Annotated in this window: 22 protein-coding genes and 1 riboswitch; of the genes, 7 read left to right on the top strand and 15 right to left on the bottom strand. The window is 70.2% G+C overall.

Annotation, left to right across the window (positions count from 1 at the left end; translation table 11 throughout):
• The first annotated feature begins 152 nt into the window (after positions 1 to 152).
• Positions 153 to 962: a PhzF family phenazine biosynthesis protein gene (locus OG440_RS31670; protein ID WP_406010162.1), complete on the top strand. Its 810-nt coding sequence runs from the start codon at positions 153 to 155 to the stop codon at positions 960 to 962.
• A gap of 30 nt (positions 963 to 992) precedes the next feature.
• Here the strand turns inward: OG440_RS31670 and OG440_RS31665 are convergent, their stop codons facing one another.
• Together OG440_RS31665 and OG440_RS31660 are read right to left on the bottom strand one after the other, a co-directional pair.
• On the bottom strand, positions 993 to 1793 hold the full coding sequence (locus OG440_RS31665; RefSeq protein WP_406010161.1) for a CPBP family intramembrane glutamic endopeptidase: 801 nt from the start codon (positions 1791 to 1793) through the stop codon (positions 993 to 995).
• Between the two features lie 323 nt (positions 1794 to 2116).
• On the bottom strand, positions 2117 to 3634 hold the full coding sequence (locus OG440_RS31660) for a glutamate--cysteine ligase (protein ID WP_406010160.1): 1518 nt from the start codon (positions 3632 to 3634) through the stop codon (positions 2117 to 2119).
• A 572-nt stretch (positions 3635 to 4206) separates the two neighbouring features.
• Between OG440_RS31660 and OG440_RS31655 the strand changes: the two genes are divergently transcribed.
• The 3 genes from OG440_RS31655 to OG440_RS31645 all read left to right on the top strand — a co-directional run bounded on the left by OG440_RS31655 (position 4207) and on the right by OG440_RS31645 (position 6598).
• Positions 4207 to 4797 carry a hypothetical protein gene (locus OG440_RS31655; protein ID WP_406010159.1) on the top strand — a complete coding sequence of 197 codons (591 nt, stop codon included), beginning with the start codon at positions 4207 to 4209 and terminating at the stop codon, positions 4795 to 4797.
• 348 nt (positions 4798 to 5145) lie between these two features.
• The gene (locus OG440_RS31650; RefSeq protein WP_406010158.1) at positions 5146 to 5334 is read left to right on the top strand and encodes a DUF5999 family protein; all 189 of its coding nucleotides are present in this window, start codon (positions 5146 to 5148) and stop codon (positions 5332 to 5334) included.
• A 223-nt stretch (positions 5335 to 5557) separates the two neighbouring features.
• Positions 5558 to 6598, top strand: a complete 1041-nt coding sequence (locus tag OG440_RS31645; RefSeq protein WP_406010157.1) for a LacI family DNA-binding transcriptional regulator — start codon at positions 5558 to 5560, stop codon at positions 6596 to 6598.
• Here OG440_RS31645 and OG440_RS31640 read toward each other — a convergent pair.
• From OG440_RS31640 to OG440_RS31625, 4 genes are read right to left on the bottom strand one after another with little or no spacing between them, the layout of a single operon-like run.
• Positions 6591 to 7652: an endo-1,4-beta-xylanase gene (locus tag OG440_RS31640; RefSeq protein ID WP_406010156.1), complete on the bottom strand. Its 1062-nt coding sequence runs from the start codon at positions 7650 to 7652 to the stop codon at positions 6591 to 6593. The two genes, OG440_RS31645 and OG440_RS31640, sit on opposite strands and share 8 nt — an antisense overlap.
• Positions 7653 to 7702: 50 nt before the next feature.
• On the bottom strand, positions 7703 to 8554 hold the full coding sequence (locus OG440_RS31635; RefSeq protein ID WP_406010155.1) for a carbohydrate ABC transporter permease: 852 nt from the start codon (positions 8552 to 8554) through the stop codon (positions 7703 to 7705).
• Positions 8551 to 9549: a carbohydrate ABC transporter permease gene (locus OG440_RS31630; RefSeq protein WP_406010154.1), complete on the bottom strand. Its 999-nt coding sequence runs from the start codon at positions 9547 to 9549 to the stop codon at positions 8551 to 8553. The genes OG440_RS31635 and OG440_RS31630 overlap by 4 nt, the downstream gene beginning before the upstream one ends.
• A gap of 6 nt (positions 9550 to 9555) precedes the next feature.
• On the bottom strand, positions 9556 to 10848 hold the full coding sequence (locus OG440_RS31625; protein WP_406010153.1) for an extracellular solute-binding protein: 1293 nt from the start codon (positions 10846 to 10848) through the stop codon (positions 9556 to 9558).
• A 396-nt stretch (positions 10849 to 11244) separates the two neighbouring features.
• On the opposite strand from OG440_RS31625, the gene OG440_RS31620 reads away from it, so the two are divergent.
• Together OG440_RS31620 and OG440_RS31615 are read left to right on the top strand one after the other, a co-directional pair.
• Positions 11245 to 13203, top strand: a complete 1959-nt coding sequence (locus tag OG440_RS31620; protein ID WP_406010152.1) for an amino acid transporter — start codon at positions 11245 to 11247, stop codon at positions 13201 to 13203.
• A gap of 102 nt (positions 13204 to 13305) precedes the next feature.
• On the top strand, positions 13306 to 13725 hold the full coding sequence (locus OG440_RS31615) for a molybdopterin-binding protein (protein WP_406010151.1): 420 nt from the start codon (positions 13306 to 13308) through the stop codon (positions 13723 to 13725).
• A gap of 105 nt (positions 13726 to 13830) precedes the next feature.
• On the opposite strand, the gene gcvP is transcribed toward OG440_RS31615, so the two are convergent.
• Positions 13831 to 16716 (bottom strand): aminomethyl-transferring glycine dehydrogenase, encoded by a 2886-nt coding sequence (gene gcvP, locus OG440_RS31610; protein ID WP_406010150.1) that lies wholly within the window; start codon positions 16714 to 16716, stop codon positions 13831 to 13833.
• A gap of 183 nt (positions 16717 to 16899) precedes the next feature.
• Positions 16900 to 16994: riboswitch (glycine riboswitch) on the bottom strand.
• A gap of 112 nt (positions 16995 to 17106) precedes the next feature.
• Here gcvP and OG440_RS31605 point away from each other — a divergent pair.
• Positions 17107 to 17478, top strand: a complete 372-nt coding sequence (locus OG440_RS31605) for a PRC-barrel domain-containing protein (protein ID WP_406010149.1) — start codon at positions 17107 to 17109, stop codon at positions 17476 to 17478.
• A 5-nt stretch (positions 17479 to 17483) separates the two neighbouring features.
• Here OG440_RS31605 and OG440_RS31600 read toward each other — a convergent pair whose 3' ends face one another.
• From OG440_RS31600 to OG440_RS31565, 8 genes are all read right to left on the bottom strand, one after another.
• The gene (locus OG440_RS31600; protein ID WP_406010148.1) at positions 17484 to 17645 is read right to left on the bottom strand and encodes a hypothetical protein; all 162 of its coding nucleotides are present in this window, start codon (positions 17643 to 17645) and stop codon (positions 17484 to 17486) included.
• Complete coding sequence (locus OG440_RS31595) at positions 17642 to 17944, bottom strand: nucleotidyltransferase domain-containing protein (RefSeq protein ID WP_406010147.1); 303 nt, start codon at positions 17942 to 17944, stop codon at positions 17642 to 17644. The genes OG440_RS31600 and OG440_RS31595 overlap by 4 nt, the downstream gene beginning before the upstream one ends.
• A 101-nt stretch (positions 17945 to 18045) precedes the next feature.
• Positions 18046 to 19461 (bottom strand): DNA polymerase IV, encoded by a 1416-nt coding sequence (locus tag OG440_RS31590; RefSeq protein ID WP_406010146.1) that lies wholly within the window; start codon positions 19459 to 19461, stop codon positions 18046 to 18048.
• Between the two features lie 70 nt (positions 19462 to 19531).
• Positions 19532 to 20215 (bottom strand): MerR family transcriptional regulator, encoded by a 684-nt coding sequence (locus tag OG440_RS31585; RefSeq protein WP_406010145.1) that lies wholly within the window; start codon positions 20213 to 20215, stop codon positions 19532 to 19534.
• A gap of 245 nt (positions 20216 to 20460) precedes the next feature.
• On the bottom strand, positions 20461 to 20934 hold the full coding sequence (locus tag OG440_RS31580; RefSeq protein ID WP_004934251.1) for a bifunctional nuclease family protein: 474 nt from the start codon (positions 20932 to 20934) through the stop codon (positions 20461 to 20463).
• 84 nt (positions 20935 to 21018) lie between these two features.
• The gene (locus tag OG440_RS31575) at positions 21019 to 21756 is read right to left on the bottom strand and encodes a MerR family transcriptional regulator (protein WP_406010144.1); all 738 of its coding nucleotides are present in this window, start codon (positions 21754 to 21756) and stop codon (positions 21019 to 21021) included.
• Positions 21757 to 21800: 44 nt separating this feature from the next.
• The gene (locus tag OG440_RS31570) at positions 21801 to 22685 is read right to left on the bottom strand and encodes an FHA domain-containing protein (protein ID WP_406011509.1); all 885 of its coding nucleotides are present in this window, start codon (positions 22683 to 22685) and stop codon (positions 21801 to 21803) included.
• An 82-nt stretch (positions 22686 to 22767) separates the two neighbouring features.
• Positions 22768 to 23601 carry a DUF881 domain-containing protein gene (locus OG440_RS31565; RefSeq protein WP_406010143.1) on the bottom strand — a complete coding sequence of 278 codons (834 nt, stop codon included), beginning with the start codon at positions 23599 to 23601 and terminating at the stop codon, positions 22768 to 22770.
• Positions 23602 to 23603: the final 2 nt, after the last annotated feature.

The following is a 23603-nucleotide window of genomic DNA, read 5'->3' as shown; positions in this document are numbered from 1 at the left end:
CCCCGGCACGGCAAACACGTCGGCTCGACGTACGCACGGCACGGCTTACGCACACCACGACGCACGCGCGGCGAGGGCCGGTGGCGAACCGGGGCCAGGACTCGCGGATTGGCCTTGGCCGACGGGCCCGCCGACCGCCTACCGTCACCGGCATGCGCATCCGAATCGTCGACGCCTTCACCGACCGCCCCTTCACCGGCAACCCGGCCGGGGTCCTGCTCCTGGACGCCTTCCCGGACGACGACCGGCTCCAGAACGTGGCTCTCGAGGTCAACCACGCCGAAACGGCGTTCGCCCACCCGCTCCCCGAGGGCGGCGAGGCGGACTGGGCCCTGCGGTGGTTCACGCCCGTAGCCGAGGTGGACATGTGCGGTCACGCCACGCTCGCCACGGCCCACGTCCTGCACAGCACGGGGGCCCACGCGGGCCCGGTGCGCTTCGCCACCCGCAGCGGTGTCCTGGTCGCGACGCCGGCCGAGGACGGCTCGATCACCCTGGACTTCCCCACCGCCCCGCTGACCAGGGTCGAGCTCCCGGCCGGGGCCGCCGAGGCGCTCGGCGCCGAGCCGCTCGCCTGCTTCGACACCGGCCCGCACGTCGGTGACCTGCTGGTCGAGCTCGCCGACGAGAAGACCGTCCACGCCCTGCGGCCCGACCACAAGGCCCTGGCCGGCCACTCGCGCCGCGGTGTCATCGCGACCGCCCGCGCCGAGAACCCGGAGCTCGGCTACGACTTCGTCTCCCGGTGCTTCTTCCCGAACCTCGGCATCGACGAGGACCCGGTGACGGGCAGCGCCCACACCGCGCTGGCGCCCTACTGGGCCGAGCGGCTCGGCCGCACCGGCCTGACCGGCCTCCAGGCCTCGCCCCGGGCGGGCCGCGTGCGCACCGAGCTGTGCGGCGAGCGCACCCTGCTGAGCGGCCGGGCGGTCACGGTCATCGAGGGCGAACTGCTCGCCTGACGACCGTCCGGCGGGGCGGTGCGGAACGGCTCAGGGTGTCGGCAGCCATCCCACCTTCCCCGCCAGCAGCGCGTATCCCACGAAGGCCCCGATGTCGAGCAGGGAGTGCGCGACGACCAGGGGACCCACCCGGCCCCAGCGCCGGTAGAGGTAGACGAACACCACGCCCATCACCATGTTGCCGATGAAGCCGCCGATGCCCTGGTAGAGGTGGTAGGAGCCGCGCAGCACCGCGCTGGCCACGAGCGCGGTGCCCGGCGTCCAGCCCAACTGGCCCAGCCGGCGCAGCAGATAGCCGACGACGATGACCTCTTCGAGGATCGCGTTCTGCAGCGCGGACAGGATCAGCACCGGGTACTTCCACCACACGTCCGGCAGCGCCTCCGGTACCACCGTGAGGTTGAAGCCGAGGCCGCGTGCCGCCAGGTAGAAGGCGATGCCGCTGCTGCCGATCACCGCCGCGATCGCCGCCCCGCGACCGAGGTCCGGCCAGGGCCGGGTGCGGTCGAAACCGAGGGTTCGCAGCCCCTGTCCCTCGCGCAGCAGGAAGTGCGCGACGAGGGCCACCGGGACGAGCGCCGAGGCGATACCGAACAGCTGCCAGGCGAGATCGAGCCAAGGGCGTCCGGGCGCGGCGGAGGCGTTGAGGGTCGCCGCCTGGTCCTTCAGGCCACCGGGCTTGGTGACCGATCCGACGAAACTGATCAGGGCGGACACCCCGCTCGCACCGAGCGAGACCCCCAGGACGAGCAGTGTCTCGTCGCGGAAAATCCGTCGCGAGAGCTGTTCCCGCGGAAAAGAATCAGCCACCGACCCTGCCTCCACCTGCACACTTGCCTCCAGTTGCGTAAGCCCGCGGCATCCCCTCCCCACCCCTGCCTCGCCAGGGTCTCGAAAGACGTTACGAAGATCGTGCGTGACAGGCCGTCGAGGGGACGGGCGCCCTACGTGGCGTACCTCCCCTTCGCAGGCCGTGTGACGGATGTTCGCCGCAGGGCCGGCCGGGAGGAGCGCCACCGTATGGGACGTCACAGCTTGCCCGATCAGTACCGGACGGGCGTCGGCGACCCCCGCCCTCGCCTCCGCCGCGCGGCGCCGGCCGGCCCCGTCCAGGCGGGGCTCCGACCTGCCGCTGCCCCGGTCGGGGGCGCGCCTCACCCCGAGGGGACACGCTCGGGCAGCCCCACGGGCCAGGTGTGGACCGGCTCCCCGAGGTGGCTCAGCTCCGCGTACCGTCGCGTCGTCGCCGCCAGTGCCGCGTCCCGCGACATCCCGGCCTCCACCGCCCGGTGGAAGGTCGCCACCTGCCAGGTCGCCCCGTTGGTCCGTCGGCGGCACCGTTCCTCGATGACCCCCAGGTAGAAGTCGCGGTCGGCCGGCTCGATCCCCCACCCGTCCAGACCGGCCTCCGCCAGCGGCAGCAGCTCGTCGCGTACGAGACTCACCGCGTCCACCTCGGCCAGCCCGCCCAGCCGCCCCCGCCGCGGCCACTGGAGCCGTGCCTCGATCCCGTACCGGCAGGCGGCGTCGAAGTTGGCCTCGGCCGCCTCGAACGGCAGCCGGGACCACACCGGCCGGGATTCCTCGGCGAGGGCCCGCACCACGCCGTAGTAGAAGGCGGCGTTGGCGACCACGTCCGTCACGGTCGGCCCGGCGGGCAGGACCCGGTTCTCCACCCTGAGGTGCGGAACGCCGTCGGCGATGCCGTAGACGGGCCGGTTCCAGCGGTAGACCGTACCGTTGTGCAGGACGAGCTCGGCGAGCGAGGGCACGCCGCCCGCCTCCAGGACCTCCAGCGGGTCCTCCTCGTCACAGATGGGCAGCAGCGGCGGGAAGAACCGCAGGTTCTCCTCGAACAGCTCGTACGCCGAGCCGATCCAGCGCTCCCCGAACCAGGTCCGCGGCCGTACTCCCTGTGCCTGGAGTTCCGGCGGCCGGGTGTCGGTGGCCTGCTGGAACAGCGGGGGCCGCGACTCCCGCCACAGCTCGTGGCCGAACAGGAAGGGCGAGTTGGCGCCGACGGCGATCTGCGCGGCGGTGACCGCCTGCGCGGCGTTCCACACCGCGGCGAAGCGGGCCGGGGTGACCTGGAGGTGCAGCTGTACGGAGGTGCAGGCCGCCTCGGGCACGATCGACTTCGAGGTGCACGACAGCCGCTCGACCCCGTCGATCTCGAGGGCGAAGTCCTCTCCCCTGGCGGCCACGATCTGGTCGTTGAGGAGGGTGTAGCGGTCGACCTCGGAAAGGTTCGACGAGACCAGGTCGTCCCGGTCCAGTGTGGGCAGAATACCGATCATCACGATACCGGCATCGACCTCGCCCGCCTTTCGGTGGGCATATGCCAGTGACGTACGGAGTTCTTCCGCGAGACGATCGAATACCCGGCCACCCAAACGATGTGGGGCTATGTTGACTTCCAGATTGAACATGGCGAGTTCTGTTTGGAAATCGCGGCTCGCGATCCTCTCGAGTACTTGCCCATTCAGCATTCTCGGCTGACCGTCGGCGCCCGCGAGATTCAGCTCGATCTCGAGCCCCATGAGGTTCTTGGGGCGGTCGAAGCGCTTCTGGGCCAGGAGCCGCTCGAGCCCCGTCAGGCACCTCCGGAGCTTGTCCCGGTAGTCCTGACGATCGGACAGGTCGAACGCGCCTGCCACGACCTTCTCCCCCATCGAAGCGTCCCTCCTCGCGTGGGCGGACCGGCGATCCCGGCCGCCGGATGATCCGGTTCAGGTGGGATGATGCCCAGCCGGACCGATCGATAACGTCCCCCGCGCCGCCCGCCGGCCGCTACGCTGACCGAAAGCCACCGGCGGTGACCCCTGGCACATTCACGGGGCATGCGGCCGAAGGCCTTTTCACGAAAAAGGGAACTCGTGAAAAACGCCGACGGAATTACGCCGACCGCTGCATGCGCATAAGCCGAGGTCATCGCCGCGCACGCCGTTCTGAATCGGGATGATTCACCCGAGTCGTCGACCGAATGAGCCCTTGCCGAGTGTCCCGGGATCGACTAGACGAAACACAGTCTGAACACATGTCGTATAAACTCCGCGGACAAGGCAGAGAAGGTTGGCGCCCACAGTCGAAGGAGCCTGTCGTCGAAGTGACGGCAGGCCGCTCGCGCACCCCCGCACCCCCAGACTCCGGCCCCCGCCTCTCCGACCTGTTCGAGAGCTAGCTGACAGCGCCGTCCGCCCACGCCCTCGCGCCACCGTGCCTGTCGAATGAGAGGCGACCCACCATGCCTTTGCATGTCCCCCCGGCTCCCGCGCCCGCACTTCGCTCCGTCCTCATGGCACTCGGTTCCCCCACCGCGGTCCGTGAGGCTCGTACCCCCTCCCTGCGCACCGCCCAGGGCGACGTCACTCCCGAACTCCCGCTGCCCCTGCACGTCCTGGACCGGATCGCCCCCGAAGGCGTGACCGCGACCCGGTTGGCCGGCTGGCGCTTCCTGATCCGCTGCGGCGACCGCGCGGTGGCCGCGGCCGAGACCCGGCTCACTCCGGACGGCTGGGCGTTCTCGCACTTCTTCGAAGGCCCCTACATCGCCTCCACCGAACGCGCCCTGCGCCAGGCCGAGTCGACCGCCCAGCCGTTCCAGGCACGGCTGCTGTCGGTGCCCGGGCTCTACATGCTCACGCTCTGGCTGCACGGGGACAGCACCTCGGACGGCACCACCGGTCACCCCTTGCCCACCGACCTCCTGGTGCCACTGGCCCCGGCGCCGCCCGGCATCGCCGCACACCGCGCGCACCGGGTCGCCGAGTTGCTCCCGCTGCTGACCCTGCGGGTGACACCGGCGGCGCCGCCACTGCTCGGCTCACCTGCCTGACCGCTCGACCGGCTCGCCCCGTACCCCGCACCCCGTACCCCGTCACCGCGGCCCCGGTGGCGGGGCACGGCGCGGTCCGGCGCCCGGGACACCACCCGGACTAGCCCTATCCGGCCACCGGAAACCACCCGAAGTGACAGTGCGGTGGAGATGAACCGCCCGCGTGGGTGATGCGTCATGAACCTGTGAGAAGCGGTGCCGCGAAATCCCTGCGGAACGACCTCCGTGGGGCAACACTGGGTTCCGACGGACTTATCACAACGGGGGGCGGCCATGAACGACGTTTCACGCCGCGGGACAGACACCACAGCCATCTCAGACCTCACGCCAGAGCGGAAGTTCCCATCCATGTGCCAGCACCAGCCACCGTGCCCGACAGCGACCTCAGCCGACCGGGAGTCCGCCCGCCTCATGGCGCACCACCCGGAGCAGGGCTGGAGCCTGCTGTGCAACGGCGTCCTGCTCTTCGAGGACACCGGTGAGCTCCTGCCGGACGGCCGGGTCATCGCCCCTCACCGGGTCGTGTCCGCCGCCTGAGCATCGACTGGACGGCGCGGGACCGCCGTCCGCAGACATGAGGGGCCGGCCGCGGAGACCACCGCGAACCGGCCCCGACGCGCGTTCATGGCCCCTCACTCCCCGTAGTCACACCATTTCGGCGCGGTGCGTCCTCCGTATCTCTTCCCACGACAGCACATGTTCCGGAAGACTCCTGGAAGTTTCGGCGCGGCGTCCGGAACCACGCGACGGAGGTGGGGAAGTGACAGCGGAGGACACCGTGCCCGCGTCCCGGGGCAGAATCACGATCACGGAGATCGCCCGCCAGGCAGGCGTCTCCGTGCCGACCGTGTCCCGGGTGGTCAACGGCCGTTCCGACGTCTCGCCCGGCACCCGGGCCCGGGTCGAGGACCTGCTGCGGCTGCACGGCTACCGCAAGCGCCCCGCCGCCTCCCGCACCCGGGCCGCGCTGCTCGACCTCGTCTTCAACGACCTCGACAGCCCCTGGGCGGTGGAGATCATCCGGGGGGTCGAGGAGGTCGCCCACGCCGCCGGGGTGGGCACCGTGGTGTCGGCGATCCACGGCCGCTCGGGCGACGCCCGCGAGTGGATGCGCAACCTGCGCGCCCGCGCCTCCGACGGCGTCATCCTCGTCACCTCGGCCCTCGAGCCCACCCTGCACGAGCAGTTGCGCATCCTGGGCGTCCCGCTGGTCGTCGTCGACCCGATGGGCTCCCCCGCCGTCGACACCCCGACCATCGGCGCCGCCAACTGGGCGGGCGGCCTGGCCGCCACCGAACACCTGCTGTCGTTGGGCCATCGCAGGATCGGCCTGATCGCCGGACCGCCCCGGCTGCTGTGTTCCCGCGCCCGCTACGACGGCTACCGGGCCGCTCTGGAGGCGGCCGGTCTCGCCGTCGACGAGGCCCTTGTCGTCCCCGGCGACTTCCGCCCCGAGTCGGGCTTCGCCGGCTGCACCGCCCTGCTCGACCTGCCCGAGCCGCCGACCGCCGTGTTCGCGGCCAGCGACCAGATGGCCCTCGGCGCGATCGAGGCGCTGCGCCGGCGCGGCCTGCGGGCCCCGGAGGACATGAGTGTGGTCGGCTTCGACGACCTGCCGGAAGTCCGTTGGTCCGCACCGCCGTTGACCACCGTCCGCCAGCCCCTCGCCGACATGGGCAAACTCGCCGCCCGCACCGTCCTGAGCCTGGCCCGCGGCGAGCGCCCCGACTCGCCGCGGGTGGAACTGGGCACGGAGCTGGTGGTCCGTGCCAGCACCGCGCCACCGCGCCGCGCTAGCTGAGCGCCTCCCGGATCGCACCGTAGGCCGGCTTCGGCGCCAGCTGCTCGTCCCAGGGCAGCGCCGCTCCCTCGCCGGGGAAGAACGCCGGAATCCACGAGTACTTGTCGGTGTAGTCCCAGACGGTGATGCCGACGCACCGCCGCACCGCGAGGCACGCCTCGGTCATGTCCCGGTACCAGTCGGCCTGTTGGGCCAGCTTCTCGTCGGTCGCGGGCAACAGCATCCGTACGTCGACCTCGGTGAGCGCGGTGTCCAGGCCGAGCCGGGAGAAGCGGCGGAGGTTGTCCTCCAGAGTCGTCGGATAGCCGTACTGGAGGGCGAGATGCGCCTGGAGTCCGACGCCGTCGAGCGGAACGCCTTCGGCCTTCAACTTCTTGGCCAGGGCGTAGTAGGCGTCGCTCTTCGGGCCGACGGCCTCGATGTTGTAGTCGTTGAGATAGAGCTTGGCCTTCGGGTCGGCCTGGTGGGCCCATCGCAGGGCGTCGGCGATGTAACCGGGGCCGAGGGTCTTGTAGAAGACGGTCTCGCGGTAGGTGCCGTCCTCGTTGAACGCCTCGTTGACGACGTCCCAGGAGTAGACCTTGCCCCGGTAGTGGCGTACCTCGGTCTGGATGTGGTTCTTCAGTACGGTCCGCAGCTCGTCCGCCGTCCACTCCTTGCCGGTCAGCCAGCCGGGCAGCTGACTGTGCCAGACGAGGGTGTGGGCGCGGACCTTCTGACGGTGGCCGCGCGCGAGGCCGACGATCTCGTCGCCGGCGGTCCAGTCGAACACGCCCTGCTGCGGCTCGGTGGCGTACCACTTCATGCCGTTGCCCGGGGTGATCATGTCGAACTCCTCGCCCAGGACCTTCGTATAGGCGGTGTCGGTGAGTTCGGGATTGTCGGTGGCGCTGCCGAAGTAGCGGCCGTGGCGCTGCGCGAGGTCGGCGAGGGTCGTGCGGGGCTTGCCGTGCCCCCCTCCCTCGTGCGCCTGGGCGGCCGGTCCGGTCACGACAGCGGCGGCGACGAGGACGGCGGCGAGTCCGAGCCGGGTGCGGGCGGCGGTGCTGGGCATGGTGCGACTCCTCACGGTAGGGGTGAGCCGTACGGGTCCGCGGGCGCGCGTCATCCCTTCGTGGCGCCGGCGGTGAGGCCGCCCACGAGCTGGCGCTCGGCGACGGAGTAGAACGCCAGGGCGGGCACCATGGCGAGCACGAGATAGGCGAAGACGCGCGCGTACTCCGCGGAGTACTGGCCCTGGAACTGCTGGACGCCGATCGGGACGGTCCACCAGGTGGGCTCGTTGAAGACCAGCAGCGGCAGCAGGAAGTTGTTCCAGCTGCCGACCACGGCGAGCACGGAGACCGTGCCGAGCGCGGGCCTGGCCATGGGCAGCAGGATCCGCCAGAAGAACGTGAGGGGCCCGCAGCCGTCGAGGGTGGCCGCCTCCTCCAGCTCGGCGGGGATCTCCCGGAAGAACCCGCGCAGCACGACGATGGTCATCGGCAGTCCGAAGGCGGCCTGCGGCAGGATCACGCCGAGCGGGTTGTCCAGCAGGCCCATCGAGCGCAGCAGCAGGAACAGGGGCAGCGCCGCCACCGCGAAGGGGAACATCAGCCCCATCGTGAACAGGGTGAACAGCATCTCCCGGCCGCGGAAGGCGAACCGGGCGAAGGAGAACGCGGCCAGCGCGGACACCGCGACGACCACCACGGTCGTACCGGCCGCGATGAGCGTGCTGCTCCCGACGAGCTGCCAGAAGGAACGGGAGCCGAGGATGTCGGTGTAGTTGGAGGTGACCCAGGGGTCGGGCAGGCCGATGGGGTTGCGGGAGAGCTGGTCGGTGGACTTGAAACCGGACAGCACGGCGTAGGCGAGCGGTACGGCCATCACGGCGCCGACGATGCCGAGGACGAGGTGCAGGGGAAGCGTCCGGCGGGTCCCTCGGGTGGTCCGGCCGGTCTCGCGGGTTTTCACGCGCCGCCTCCTCGCATGGTCGTGGTGGCGCCCTGAAGGTCCCGGCGGAGCACGAACCGCTGGTAGGCGAGGGCGAAGACGAGGCTGATGCCGAACATGGACACGCTGATCGCGCTGGCGTAGCCGACCTGGTAGCGCTTGAAGCCGTACTGGAACATGGTCACGGCCATCGTCTCGGAGTGGTGGTCGGGCCCTCCGGCGGTGACCACCCACACCAGGTCGAAGAGCTGGATCGAGCCGATGACCGACAGGAAGACGCTGATCCGCAGGGTCGGTGCGAGCAGTGGCAGGGTGACGTTGCGGAAGCGCTGCCAGGGGCCGGCCCCGTCGATCAGGGCGGCTTCGGTCAACTCGGCCGGGATGGACTGGAGTCCGGCCAAATAGAGCATCATGTGGAAGCCGAAGTACTTCCAGGTCATGACCAGGAAGAGGGTGGCCATGACGGTGGAGGGGTCGGCGAACCACTGACCGCCCACGCCGTCCAGGCCGACCGCTCCCAGGACGTGGTCGGCGAGACCGTCGTCCGGGGCGAAGATCATGCTGAACAGCACGCCGGTGATCGCCTCGGAGAGGATGTACGGCGCGAAGAACAGCATCCGGTACACGGCCCGGCCGCGGATCTTCTGGTTGAGCGCGACCGCGAGAGCGAGGGCGAACGGCAGCTGGAGGACGAGCGAGAGCCCGACCAGCAGCAGACAGCGCCACAGGTCGCCCAGGAACACCGGGTCCTGGAGGAGCCGGGTGAAGTTGTCGCCGCCGATGTAGTCGTCGGGCATGCCGAAGCCGCCCCAGCGGAAGAACGAGGCGTACAGCGCGAACAGCATCGGCAGCAGCACGAGCGTGCCGAACAGCACCAGCGCGGGCACCTGGAAGCCGACGGCGGTGAGCCAGTGCCGTGCCCGCCGCCGCGCCCGGCCCCGGCCCGGGCCGGGTGACGGGGGCGGCGGGCCGACGTCCGGGCCGCTGCGCTTGTCCGGAAGGAAGGTGGAGGTCATCGCCTGCTACTGCTCTTCCTTCGCGACCTTGGTGATCGACTCCGCGACCTGCCGAGGCGACTTGGACCCGGCGATGAGGGCGGCGACGCTGTCGTTGACCTCCTGGCCCAGGGCCGGCGCGTAGGCCTGGTCGAGGTAGAGCTGGAAGCCCGTGGCGCCCTTCAACTGGGTCTGCACGGCCTTGATGTTGGGGTCGGTGATGGCGCTCTCGGCGGCCGGTACGACGGGCAGCACCCCGGTCTTCTTGACGAGTTCGGTGTCCGTGGCGGCGGTGGCGAAGAACTTCAGGAAGTCGACGGCCTCCTGCGGGGCGTCCTTGCGCAGGGCGTGTCCGCCGCCCCCGCCGAACACCTCGGTGATCACGCCCTTACCGCCGTCGACCGCGGGGAACGGGAAGAAGCCGAGGTTCGCCCCGAGCCCCTTGCCCGCGTCGGCTTCCACCACCGGCGCCCACTGGCCCATGAGCTCCATCGCCGCCTTGCCGTTGCCGACGGCGGCGGCCTGGCCGGTGGGGCTGGAGTAGGCGGCGCCGAGGAAGCCCTTCTGGAACGGCTGGAGATCGACGAGGTCCTGGAGGTGCTGCCCGGCCTGGACGAAGCCGTCGCCGGTGAAGTCCTTGTCCTCCCCCGCCTTGCCCAGGGCGTCGACACCGGCGGTGCGCATCGCGAGGTACGCCCAGTAGTACATGCCGGGCCACTTCTCCTTGCCCGCCAGCGCCAGCGGGGTGATCCCGGCGGACTTGAGCTTGCGCACCGCGTCGAGGAAGCCGCTCCAGGTGGTGGGGGGCGCGCTGATGCCGGCCTGCTTGAAGAGCGCCTTGTTGTACCAGAACCCGATCATGCCTATGTCGAACGGGATGCCGTACGCCTTCTTGTCGAGCAGGTAGGGCTCGCGGGCGACGGGGAGCAGGCTGTCACCCCACTCCTTCGTCCTGTCGGTGAGGTCCTCGACCAGGCCGGCGTCGACCTGCTGCTGCAGCACCCCGCCGCCCCAGGTGTGGAAGATGTCGGGCAGCTTCCCCGAGGCGGTCAGCGCCGTCATCTTCGACTTGTAGGCGTCGTTCTCCAACTGCACGATCTTGATCTTGACCTTGGGGTTCTGCGCCTCGAACTGCTTGGCGAGGCCGGCCCAGACGTCCTTGGTCGGCTGGGTGGTGGAGATGTTCCACCACTCGATGGTGGTCGTCCCCGACGACCCTCCGTCCGAGCCGCCGCCGCAGGCGCTCAGTGCCGTCATGCTCAGACCGGCCGCGGCGGAGGCCGCCAGAAAGCCGCGGCGGGAGAGTGCCGGGTCGCCCATCTTGCGCTCCTTGATAGATCGAAAGTTTCGAACCAGATCCAGAAAGCTTCGCTGCTGCCCGCACCCTAGAGATACCGTCGGACGGGAGGCAACCCCTTGAACACAGGGAATCCGGGGGTCTGTTCATGAGAGAAGGCGCAGCGAAGCGCCCCGAAGGATCGAAACATTCGGATCAGTCGACGAACCTTACGGAGCGGGTGAGGGTGACGCTCCGGTGTCTGGGACCGGACCCGGCGGTGGGTCACGCTGCGTGTCCACCCCCCGAGCAGTCTTAACGGAAGCCTGACGCCGTTCCGCCCATGATCCAGAGGCCCTGGCGTCACTCTCCGCATACGCTGATTCGGCCGTCCGCGTGATGGCCGAAACCACGCCTGTCCGCACCTCGGGAGCACGCCGATGGCCACCACCCAGTCCCCTCCCCCCGGCCGCCTGCGCGCCTGGATGCTGGAGGGCCTGTCCGACATGGGCAAGAGCCACGCCCACCGGACGGCGGCGCCGGACACCGCTCCCTCGTCCGAACACAAGGGCCAGAGCTGGTACCGGGTGATGTGCCTGACCGGTGTCGACTACTTCTCGACCCTCGGCTACCAGCCGGGCATCGCCGCCCTCGCGGCCGGTCTGCTCTCCCCGGTGGCGACGATCGTGCTCGTGCTCGTCACCCTGGCCGGCGCTCTGCCGGTCTACCGGCGCGTCGCCGAGGAGAGTCCGCACGGCGAGGGCTCGATCGCGATGCTGGAACGGCTGCTGTCCTTCTGGAAGGGCAAGCTGTTCGTCCTGACCCTGCTCGGGTTCGCCGCCACCGACTTCCTGATCACCATCACCCTGTCCGCGGCGGACGCCTCCACCCACCTGGTCGAGAACCCGCACCTGACCAGCACCCTGCACGACCGGCAGATGGTGATCACGCTCGTCCTCGTCGCCCTGCTCGGAGCCGTGTTCCTCAAGGGCTTCCTGGAGGCCATCGGCGTCGCGGTCGCGCTGGTCGCCGTCTATCTCGGCCTGAACGTCGTCGTCGTGGCCGTCGGCCTGTGGCATGTGGTCACCGAGGGGCACGTGGTCACCGACTGGGCCGACGCCCTGACCGCCGAGCACGGCAACGTGTTCGCGATGATCGGCGTCTCACTGCTGGTCTTCCCCAAGCTCGCGCTGGGCCTGTCCGGCTTCGAGACCGGCGTCGCGGTCATGCCGCACGTCCAGGGCGACCCGGACGACACACCGGAGAACCCCGCGGGCCGCATCCGGGACACGAAGAAACTGCTGACGACCGCCGCCCTGATCATGAGCGTCTTCCTGATCACCACCAGCTTCATCACCACCGTGCTGATCCCGGAGAAGGAGTTCGAATCCGGCGGCCAGGCCAACGGACGGGCCCTCGCCTACCTCTCCCACGAGTACCTGGGCAACGCCTTCGGCACGGTGTACGACGTGTCGACGATCGCCATCCTGTGGTTCGCCGGCGCCTCCGCCATGGCAGGGCTGCTCAACCTGATGCCCCGCTACCTCCCCCGCTACGGCATGGCCCCGCACTGGGCACGCGCCGTCCGCCCCATGGTCATCGTCTTCACCCTCGTCGCCTTCCTGGTCACCTGGATCTTCGACGCCGACGTCGACGCCCAGGGCGGCGCCTACGCCACCGGCGTGCTGGTCCTGATGTCGTCGGCCGCGATCGCGGTGACCATCGCCGCCCGCAAGGCGGGACAGCGGGGCTGGACCCTCGGCTTCGCGGTCGTCTCGGCGGTCCTCCTGTACGTGACGGTCGCGAACGTGGTCGAACGCCCCGACGGCGTCAAGATCGGCGCCTGCTTCATCGCCGGCATCGTCCTCGTCTCCCTCCTCTCCCGCCTGGCCCGCGCCTTCGAGCTCCGCGTGACGAGCGTGACGCTGGACCCCATGGCGGAACGTTTCATCCGGGACATGGCCAGCCGCAAGATACGGTTCATCGCCAACGAGCCCGACCGGCGCGACCGGGCCGAGTACCGCGACAAGATCGAACAGATCCGGCAGGACAACGACATCCCCGGGGAGGATTTCGTCTTCGTCGAGGTCACCGTCGTCGACCCCTCCGAGTTCGAGTCGGGCCTGACCGTGCGCGGCGAGGTCCTGCACCACCGCTACCGCGTCCTGACCCTGGAGTCCTCCTCCATCTCCAACGCGCTGGCCGCGCTGCTGCTGCACACCCGTGACGCCACCGGCTGCATCCCGCACATCTACTTCGAGTGGACCGAGGGCAACCCGTTCGCCAACTTCCTGCGCTTCTTCCTCTTCGGCCAGGGCGAGGTCGCACCCGTCACCCGGGAGGTCCTGCGCGAGGCCGAACCGGACCGCGACCGGCGCCCCCGCGTCCACACGGGCTGACCCCCCTCCCGGGCCGGCGTCCTGCCTCGACCCGACGCCGCCGCGACGACGCACACCCGCGCATACCTCGCACACGGCGCCCGGCGACCTACGTTGATCCTCATGAGCCTGAGCATCCGCAACCAACTCCCCGGCACCGTCACCGCCGTCCAGCCCGGCGAGGTCATGGCCACCGTCAAGATCCGTCTGGACGGCGGCCAGGACCTCACGGCGGCCATCACGCTGGAGGCCGTGAACCAGCTCGCCCTCACCGCCGGTACCGCCGTCCGCGCCCTGGTGAAGTCGACGGAGGTCTCCCTGGCCACCGCCCGCCTCGCCGGCCTCTCCATCCGCAACCAGCTCACCGGCACGATCACCGGTCTCGTGACGGGCGGTGTCATGGCCTCGGTGAAGATCTCCATGGACGGCGGAGAACTCACCGCCGTGATCACCAAGGAGGCAGCCGAGGACCTCGGCCTCTTCGTGGGCTCAGACGCCGTCGCCCTGATCAAGGCAACCGAGGTGTCCCTGGCCACGACGTAGGGTCTTCCGGCAATTCCCGCAGGGCGCGGGACGCGAATGGTCAGAAACGCCCTGGCACGCGCGAGGGCCCCCGCCCGGAACGGACGGGGGCCCTCACCCACTCGCTCAGTCCTCGTACGCGTCCAGCGGCGGGCACGAGCAGACCAGATTGCGGTCGCCGAAGGCCTGGTCGATCCGGCGCACCGGCGGCCAGTACTTGTCGGCGGCGGACACACCGGCCGGGAAGACGGCCTCCTCACGCGTGTACGCGTGCTCCCACTCCCCGCCCAGCGCGGCCGCGGTGTGCGGAGCGCCGCGCAGCGGGTTGTCCTCGGCCGGCCACTCGCCCGCGCCGACCTTCTCGATCTCCGCACGGATGGCGATCATCGCCTCGCAGAAACGGTCGATCTCGATCAGGTCCTCGGACTCGGTCGGCTCGATCATCAGCGTCCCGGCCACCGGGAAGGACATCGTCGGCGCGTGGAACCCGTAGTCGATGAGCCGCTTGGCGACGTCGTCGACGCTCACACCGGTCGCCTTGGTCAGCGGCCGCAGGTCGATGATGCACTCGTGCGCGACCAGCCCGCCCGGCCCGTTGTAGAGCACCGGGTAGTGCGGCTCCAGCCGCTTGGCGATGTAGTTGGCGCTGAGCACTGCCACCTGCGTGGCCCGCTTGAGCCCCTCGCCGCCCATGAGCCGCACATACGCCCACGAGATCGGCAGTATCCCCGCGGAGCCCCAGGGAGCCGCGGAGATCGGCCCCACCCCGGTCTCCGGCCCGGCGGCGGGCTGGAGCGGGTGGTTCGGCAGATACGGCGCCAGGTGCGACCGTACGGCGACGGGTCCGACGCCCGGGCCGCCGCCCCCGTGGGGGATGCAGAAGGTCTTGTGCAGGTTCAGATGCGAGACGTCCCCGCCGAAGTGCCCCGGCTTGGCCAGCCCGACGAGCGCGTTGAGGTTGGCACCGTCGACGTACACCTGGCCGCCCGCCTCGTGCACCTGGGCGCAGATGTCGGCGACGTGCTCCTCGAACACCCCGTGCGTGGACGGGTAGGTGATCATCAGCACCGACAGCTCGTCCCGGTGCCGCTCGATCTTCGCCCGCAGGTCCTCGACGTCGATCTCGCCGTCCTCGGCGGTCTTCACGACGACGACCTTCATGCCCGCCATCACCGCACTGGCCGCGTTCGTGCCGTGCGCGGAGGACGGGATGAGGCACACCGTCCGCTGCTCGTCCCCGTTGCCCCGGTGGTACCCGCGGACGGCGAGCAGCCCGGCCAGCTCGCCCTGCGACCCGGCGTTCGGCTGGAGCGACACCTTGTCGTACCCGGTGACCTCGGCCAGCCGCTCCTCCAGCTCGCGGATGAGCGTGAGGTAGCCCTCCGCCTGCCCGGCCGGCGCGAAGGGGTGCAGCTGCCCGAACTCGGGCCAGGTGACCGGCTCCATCTCGGTGGTCGCGTTGAGCTTCATCGTGCAGGAGCCCAGCGGGATCATGCCCCGGTCGAGCGCGTAGTCCCGGTCGGCGAGCCGGCGCAGATAGCGCAGCATCGCGGTCTCGGAACGGTGCTGGTGGAAGACGGGGTGCGTCAGGACCGCGTCGGACCGCAGCAGTCCGGCGGGCAGCGAGTCGGCGGTGGCGGCGTCGAGCGCCTCGATGTCACCGTCCACCCCGAACGCGGCCCAGACGGCGGACACCTGCGCCCGGGCGGTCGTCTCGTCGCAGGCGATCGAGACCTGGTCGGCGTCGACGAGGTGCAGGTTGACCCCGAGCTCCCGCGCGGCGGCGACGACCTCGGAGGCCTTCGCCGGCACCCGCACGGTCAGCGTGTCGAAGTACGACCCGTGCACGACCTCGACACCACCGGCCGCGAGCCCGGCAGCGAGGATCGAGGCGTACCGGTGCGTGCGCCGGGCGATGGCCCGCAGCCCGTCGGGACCGTGGTAGACGGCGTACATCCCCGCCATCACCGCCAGCAGCACCTGCGCCGTGCAGATGTTGCTGGTGGCCTTCTCGCGGCGGATGTGCTGCTCACGCGTCTGCAGCGCGAGCCGGTAGGCCTTGTGTCCGTCGGCGTCCACCGACACGCCCACCAGCCGCCCGGGCAGGCTGCGCGCGAACTGCTCGCGGACGGCCATGTAACCGGCGTGCGGGCCGCCGAAACCCATCGGCACCCCGAACCGCTGCGTCGTACCGACCGCGATGTCCGCCCCGAGCTCACCCGGCGACTTCAGCAGGGTCAGCGCGAGCAGGTCCGCGGCGACGGTGACGAGCGCGCCGAGCCCGTGCGCCTGCTCGACGAGCGCCTTGAGGTCACGCACGGCACCGGAGGCGCCGGGGTACTGGACGAGCACCCCGTTGATCTCCCGCGCGGCGAGCTCCGCCGGAATCCCGTCGCTCAGATCGGCGACGACGATCTCCACGCCCGCGGGCTCGGCGCGGGTCTGGATCACGGCGATGGTCTGCGGCAGCGCGTCCGCGTCGATGAGGAAGAGGCCCTTCTTGTTCTTCCCCATCCGCCGGGACAGCGCCATCGCCTCGGCGGCGGCCGTGCCCTCGTCGAGCAGCGACGCACCGGAGGTCGGCAGCCCGGTGAGGTCGGCGACCATGGTCTGGAAGTTCAGCAGCGCTTCGAGCCGGCCCTGGGAGATCTCCGGCTGGTACGGCGTGTAGGCCGTGTACCAGGCCGGGTTCTCCATGACGTTGCGCAGGATGACGGGCGGCGTGAACGTCCCGTAGTAGCCGAGTCCGATCATCGAGTCGAGGACCTGGTTGCGGTCGGCCAGCGAGCGCAGCTCGGCCAGCACCTCGGCCTCGGTGCGCGCGCCCGGCAGGTCGAGCGCGTCGGCGTTCTTGATCACATCCGGGACCGCTGCCGCGGTCAGCTCGTCGAGCGAGCCGTAGCCGACCTGGGCGAGCATCTTGGCCCTCGCCTCGAGGTCGGGCCCGATGTGGCGCTGTTCGAAGGGAATTCCCTGCTCGAGCTCTGCGAGCGGAATGCGATGGGCGGTCATTACGGAGGCCTCCTGGTCAGACACGACCTTCGAGGGTCACCACGGTGGGTACCCGGACGGCCTCCCCCTCTGTCATCTCAACCTGAGAGCTTCACCGGGTCGCCCGAAGGCACCCGGCTTTCACCGTCGGTGAGAGCGGAAGCCGTCGACGCCGTCGGCACCCGCCCTGCTTTCCAGAGTGACCTCGTCCGTGCGGTACGTGAGCCTGAGAGATTCCGGGGAGGATTTGCTCCTTCGGCGCCTCCGGTGATGTCCGGAGACTCTCCCGCGCGGTGTCAGCAGCCGTTGCCAGACTACCAGCGAGGTCAATGAGACTCGCTCGAGTGGCCGCTCGTCCCGATGTGCTCTTTTGTAGTGCTTACGGATGAGTTGCGACCAAGTGGAGGGCCCGTGCAGACCGACATCGATCCGCGCAACCTGATCGGCCGCAAGGCGTTCGACCGCAACGGCACCAAGATCGGCACCGTCGACGAGGTCTACCTCGACGACGCCACCGGAGTACCGGAGTGGGCGGCCATACGCACCGGTCTGTTCTCCCGCGACGCCTTCGTCCCCCTGGAGCCCAGCCGGCTGGTCGAGGGCACCTTGCACATCCCCTTCGAACGGGCCCTGATCAGGGACGCTCCCGACTTCGGCGTGGGTCGCCACCTCTCCCCGGAACAGGAACTCCAGCTGTACCACCACTACGGTCTCGACGTGGGCGCCGCTCCTCCGCTCCCCGACCACGACTTCGGCCGTCTGGCGGGCACGGACGACGGCTGATCCCCTCAGCCGCAGGCCCGTATCAGCGCCCCGAGAATGCCGGCGGGGTCGTACAGCGGCCGCGCGCCGTCCGTGACGAGTCTCCGGGTGCCCTCGTCGACCGGATCGGTCCGCGCCCACCGGGCGGAGCCGACCCCCACCTCGACCTCCAGACCGGAGGCGGTCACATACCGCCATTCGGTGACCTGCCCCCTTCCCGGACCCGCGTCGCCTCTCCCAGGTCCAGCTCACCCGCCCAGCCCTCGTCCTCGGCGTACCGGGCAGGCGCGGTCGACAGCACCACGAGGTCCATGTCGGAGTCGGCCCGCGCGGCCCCGCGCGCACCAGACCCGACGAGCAGCAGCCCCACCACGTCGCTCCGGTTCCCGGCCCACCGGGTGACCCGGTCCACCACCCGTCGCACCTCGGCTTCTCGCTCCGCCGACCCCCCGCCCGGGTCCGCCAACCGGCCTTCGTGCAGCTTCATGCAGCTCCCCCCTCCGTCACCGGTGCCACCTCCCGGGACACCGCCACCACTCCGACTCACCCCACACGTCGAACGGCTTCACTCTGTGTAACTGATCGGCCTCACGAAGAGTTCCCGGACTCCACCTCCGACGGCTGCGCCTGGGGATCCGGCGCTCCTGCCGCCGACCCGCCCTCGTCATCGGGTCTTCGCGGCACCAACGGCAAGGGATCCGCCGGCTCCAGTCCGGGATCATCGGTCCTGAAGGTGCGCACCCGGCCCGGCTCCGACTCGGGCGTCTCGAACCGCACGGTGACCCGGCCCAGGCCGCTGCCCTGCACCCATCCGTGTCCCAGCTCCGCGTGCCGCACATCGTGCCCTGGACGCCACTGGCGCTCGACCGGCACCGGCACCTCGCCGACGGGCTCTTCGGCGAGCTCCTCCTCGGGCCCGTCCGCCCGCTCCTCGGCCGCCTGCGCGAACAGATCCTCCTGCGTGAAGTCCGCCAGCCCGCTCACGCCCACCCCCAGCAACCGCACCCCGCCCGTGGTGTCCACCGAGTCCAGCAACCGGGCCGCCGCCTCCCGGACCACCGCCGGATCATCGGTGGGCCCACGCAGGGTCTCGGACCGGGTGAGCGTGGAGAAGTCGTAGCGCCGCACCTTCAGCACGATGGTCCGGCCGGACAGACCGGCCTCCCGCAGTCGGCGCACACACCGGTCCGCGAGCCGCTGCACCTCCAGCTCCACCCGGATCCGGTCGTGGATGTCCACGTCGTACGTGTCCTCGACCGACACCGACTTGGCCTCCCGCTCCGCCACCACGGGCCGGTCGTCGCGGGCCAGCGCCATGGCGTGCAGCGCGTGCCCGTGCGCCTTGCCCAGCAGCCGCACCAGCTCGTCCTCACCGGCCTCGGCGATCTCGTCGATGGTGGTGATCCCGGCCCGCCGCAGATGATCCCCCGTCGCCGGGCCCACCCCCGGCAGGGTCCGCACCGACAGCGGCCCGAGCAGGGCCCGCTCGGTCCCCGGCTCGATGAGCACCAGCCCGTCGGGCTTCGCCTGCTCCGAGGCGATCTTCGCCAGCATCTTGCAGGAGGCCAGACCCACCGAGCCCGTGAGCCCGGTGACGGCCCGTATGTCCGCGCGCAGCCTGATCCCCGCCAGCCGCGCCGAGTCGCTGTCCCAGGCCGCTCCCCCGGCATCCAGGTCCACGAAGGCCTCATCCAGGCTCAGCGGCTCCACCAGCGGCGACAGCGCCCGCAGCAGCCCCATGACCTGCTCGCTGATCGACCGGTAGAACGCGAAGCGCGGAACCAGATACGCGGCGTTCGGAGCCCGCCGACGCGCCTGGGCCATGGGCATCGCCGAGTGCACCCCGAACACCCGCGCCTCGTAGGAGGCGGTCGCGACCACGCCGCGGGGCCCCAGACCGCCCACGACCACGGCTTTCCCCCGCAGGCTCGGCTTGGACGCCTGCTCCGCCTGTGCGAAGAAGGCATCCATGTCGAGATGCAGGATCGTGGGCGCGTTTCTCACATGTCCGATGCTGCACCACGCCACTGACAATGACGTCGTACAGCCGCTCCCCGCGCCCCTTGAACGGGCTTCAGACCGCCCGGTTGCGCCGCCGTGCCAGTTCGTCCGCCGGATTGTGCCCGACGAGCGTCTCGCCCGTGTCGACCCGCTCCCCGTGCAACTGCGACAGCGCGCTCTCGACGTCCCGCCACACCACGCCGACGGCGATCCCGAAGATGCCCTGGCCGCCCTGGAGCAGCGCGTGGACCTCGTCCGGCGAGGTGCACTCGTAGACGGTGGCCCCGTCGCTCATCAGCGTCATGCGCTCCAGATCGCTGAACCCGCGCTCGCGCAGATGCTGCACGGCGGTGCGGATGTTCTGGAGCGACACCCCGGTGTCGAGGAACCGCTTGACGATCTTCAGGACGACGACGTCCCGGAAGCTGTACAGACGCTGTGTGCCGGACCCGTGGGCCGGCCGCACGCTCGGCTCGACCAGCCCGGTGCGGGCCCAGTAGTCCAGTTGCCGATAGGTGATGCCCGCGGCCGCGCAGGCCGTCGGACCGCGATAGCCGATCTGCTCGGACGCCATGGACGTCGCCCCTCCGCTGCTCGGCACGGCCGCCGGTCGCTGCTGAGCATGATCGGCCGCGCTGCTCTGCTGGGGATACCCCCTGCTCGACCACGCTGGAGAGCCCGGGGAAGGGTACGGACCGCTCCCCCCGACACCGAGTCCGGGGGCACCCCCAGCCGTACCGTCGCCGCTGCTTCTCACGCCGACCTCCGTCCTTGACCTGCCTTGTCGACGGTAGGCAGTCACCAGGGGTGCGTCAACGATCGCCACACTCGGCACGCCGAGTGATAATCACCCTGAGAGTGGTTTCACGCACCCCGTCGCGGGGAAAGGCTAGCCGAATGCGCTGAGAAGTAGCCGTAGGACGCTCTCACTCGCCGTTGGCATTTGCCGAAAACAGGGCGGGCGTCCCCGTGCAGGACGCCCGCGTTCCGCGCATGTGCCGACTACTGGTTGCTGGTGCCGAAGTCCTCGGGCGAGATCTGGTCGAGGAACTCGCGGAACTTCTCCACCTCGTCCTCCTGCTCGTCCGGGATGGCGATACCCGCGTCGTCCAGGACCGTGTCACTGCCGTAGATCGGTGTCCCCGTGCGCAACGCCAGCGCTATGGCATCCGAGGGGCGCGCGCTCACCTCGACCCCGCTGGCGAAGACGAGCTCCGCGTAGAAGACGCCCTCCCGCAGGTCCGTGATGCGCACCTCGGTGAGCTCCTGGCCGACGGCCTCCAGCACGTCCTTGAACAGGTCGTGGGTCAGCGGTCGCGCGGGAGCCATGCCCTGCTGGGCGAAGGCGATCGCCGTCGCCTCACCCGGTCCGATCCAGATGGGAAGGTAGCGGTCGCCTCCCACTTCGCGCAGCAGCACGATCGGTTGGTTGGAGGGCATCTCGACCCGGACACCTACGACATCGAGCTCGTTCACACAGCAACCCTAGGCCGTGCCCGGGACGTTTGGGTAGTCGGGCCGGGAACGGGTGAGCGATCCGCCCAGGACGAACCCGCCCTCTCAGGGCAACCGCACCCCGAGCGCCGTCTGCACCAGCGCCGCGTGCAGCCGCACCGTGAGCCCCGCGAGTTCCTTCGTACGGGCCTGCGCGTGAGCCCTGGTCTGCGGGTTGCGGTGGCGCTTGAGCGGGGCCACCACCTGGTCCACGAGCCCGGCCTCACGGTCGGCCGCGGCCTTCATCGCCCGCAGATGCCGGGGTTCGATCCCGAACCTGCCCAGCTCCGCGACGAGCGCTGCCACGGTCGCCGCCTCGGCGTCGTAGACCCCGTCCTCCAACGGCACGACGAGACCGTACGACTGCCACTCCTCGAGTTCCGGCTCACCGATCCCCGCGGCCGCCAGCAGCTCGGAGCGACCGATCCTGGCGACGGTGGGCCCCTCCGACGCCTCCGGAACCGACTCGCCGTCCCGCTGCCGGCCCACCGTCGGCAGCGGTGCGGCCTCACCGCGCTCCATGGCGTCCAGGTGCTCGCGGATGACCTTGAGCGGCAGATAGTGGTCCCGCTGCATCCGCAGGACGTGACCGAGGCGCTCGACGTCCTGCGCACTGAACTTCCGGTACCCCGATGGGGTCCGCTGCGGCTCGATGAGCCCTTCCGACTCCAGGAACCGGATCTTGGAGATGGTGACTTCGGGAAACTCGTCGCGGAGTGCGTTCAGCACGGTGCCGATGCTCATCGAACCACCGTCCGCGGCGGCGGTGCCGTTTCCGGCACCGCCCCTCGGTGTTTGAAGCATGGACCTTCCCTGGGGAGTCCCCCCGGACGGCGCCCGGGGGCCGGTCAGTAGCCCCGCTGGCTCGCGTAGAAGACCAGCCGGTACTTGCCGATCTGCACCTCGTCACCGTTCGACAGGGGGACCTCGTCGATCCGCTCCCGGTTGACGTACGTGCCGTTCAGACTGCCGACGTCCGCCACGTTGAACGTGCCGTCCTGGTTGCGCCGGAACTCCACGTGGCGACGCGAGACCGTCACGTCGTCCAGGAAGATGTCGCTCTGCGGGTGACGACCGGCCGTCGTCAGGTCGCCGTCCAGCAGGAAACGGCTGCCCGAGTTCGGGCCACGCCGCACGACTAGCAGGGCGGAACCCAGCGGCAGCGCGTCGACCGCGGCCTGCGCCTCGGGCGAGAGCGCGGGCAACTGCGTCTGCCCGGTGACCTCGGCGTCGTAGGCCTCGAGTCCGGAGATGGAGATGGTGGAAGTCGTCTCCGACGGCCGCTCGGGCGTCAGTCCGGGGCGCAGCGGGGCGCCGCAGTTGGAGCAGAAGCGGCTGTTCTCCGCGTTGCGGTTACCGCACCTCGTACACACCAGGGCCGACATAGGGGAAAACCCTCCACCCGTACTTGAGGTTGACGGTTGGCCGAAACCTATGCCGCCGGACTGCGCAGGGTCAACAGACGCCGCGCCCTGGCCTCCGGAAACCTCGCCGCCCTGACCAGCCACCTGATCCCGGAACAGCGGCCGCTGACCCTCGGCGTCGGGCTGTGCGCGATGGCGGGCGGTCGCGTTGTCGCTGCCCTCTCGCGCGCTCTTGCCGAACAACTTCGCAAACAACTTCACGGGCGATTCCCCTTGACCGAAACAGACCCGCCCGTGGGGCAGGACGAACCCTGACTGAATACACCGGTCGACCCGGACACCTTCACAACGTCCGTGCCCACCAGACAGTTTCCACCACGCACCACCCGATCGGTGCGTCGACCCCCCGCAACCTCATGCCCCTGCCGGATGCCCGCCATGCACCACCGGTTCACTGGCCCGACGACCGAGCGTAGTCAGGCTGCTTCGCCGCTCGCAAGGCATCCACGACGATCTTGTCCGACCGCTCGACGGTCACGGTGGCCTGCTCCTTCTCGAGAGTCTGCACCACTCCTCCGGGGATGTTCAGGGCCGGCTCGAGGTCCTGCGGGTTGCCGATGACCTTGAAACGAAAGGGCGCGTTGATCTTGTTCCCGTCGACGCTCACGCTCTTGCCGGATTCCGTCAGAAAGGTGTCGGCGACGACCCGCACACCGTTCACCTGGATCGCCTCGGCCCCGGCCGCGCGCAGCTCCTGGATCGCGTCGAGCAACATGTCCGCCTCGACCGTCCCCTTCGTGTCCTCGATGGTCATCGTGATGCCCGGACCCTGCGCAGCCACCGTGCCCGCCAGAATGCCGAGTTGTTTCTCCTTCTCGACCGTCTGCTTACGGGCCTCCTCGGCCTGGTCGGAGCTGTTCTCCAGCTCCTGCTGCTGCTTCTCGAGTCCCTGCTTCTCGTCCTCAAGACGCTGACTGCGGTCATCGAGTTCATCGAGGATGCGTACGAGATCTTCCTGACGCGCACCACGCAGCGCGTTCCCGCTGTCGCTGTTCGAGGCGACCTGAACCGCCAGGCCGAAACCCAGTCCGAACAGCAGCAGGGCGACGATGAGTTGGGCCCTGGACACCCGCGGCGGCCAGAGGCCCTGCACCAGCCGCTGCCGGCCGGTCGGCACGGGCCCGGCCGGCTTGTCGGCCGCCGCCTCCGCGGACGACGTCACCGGGACCTCGTCGGGCAGCTCCTTGCGGAGCCTGTACTCGGGCGTCTCGTCCTGGCTGCTCATCG

This window comes from Streptomyces sp. NBC_00637, from assembly GCF_045161545.1.
Taxonomy (GTDB): domain Bacteria; phylum Actinomycetota; class Actinomycetes; order Streptomycetales; family Streptomycetaceae; genus Streptomyces.
Note: the sequence above shows the minus strand (reverse complement) of the source record. Positions and strands in the feature narration are given on the sequence as shown.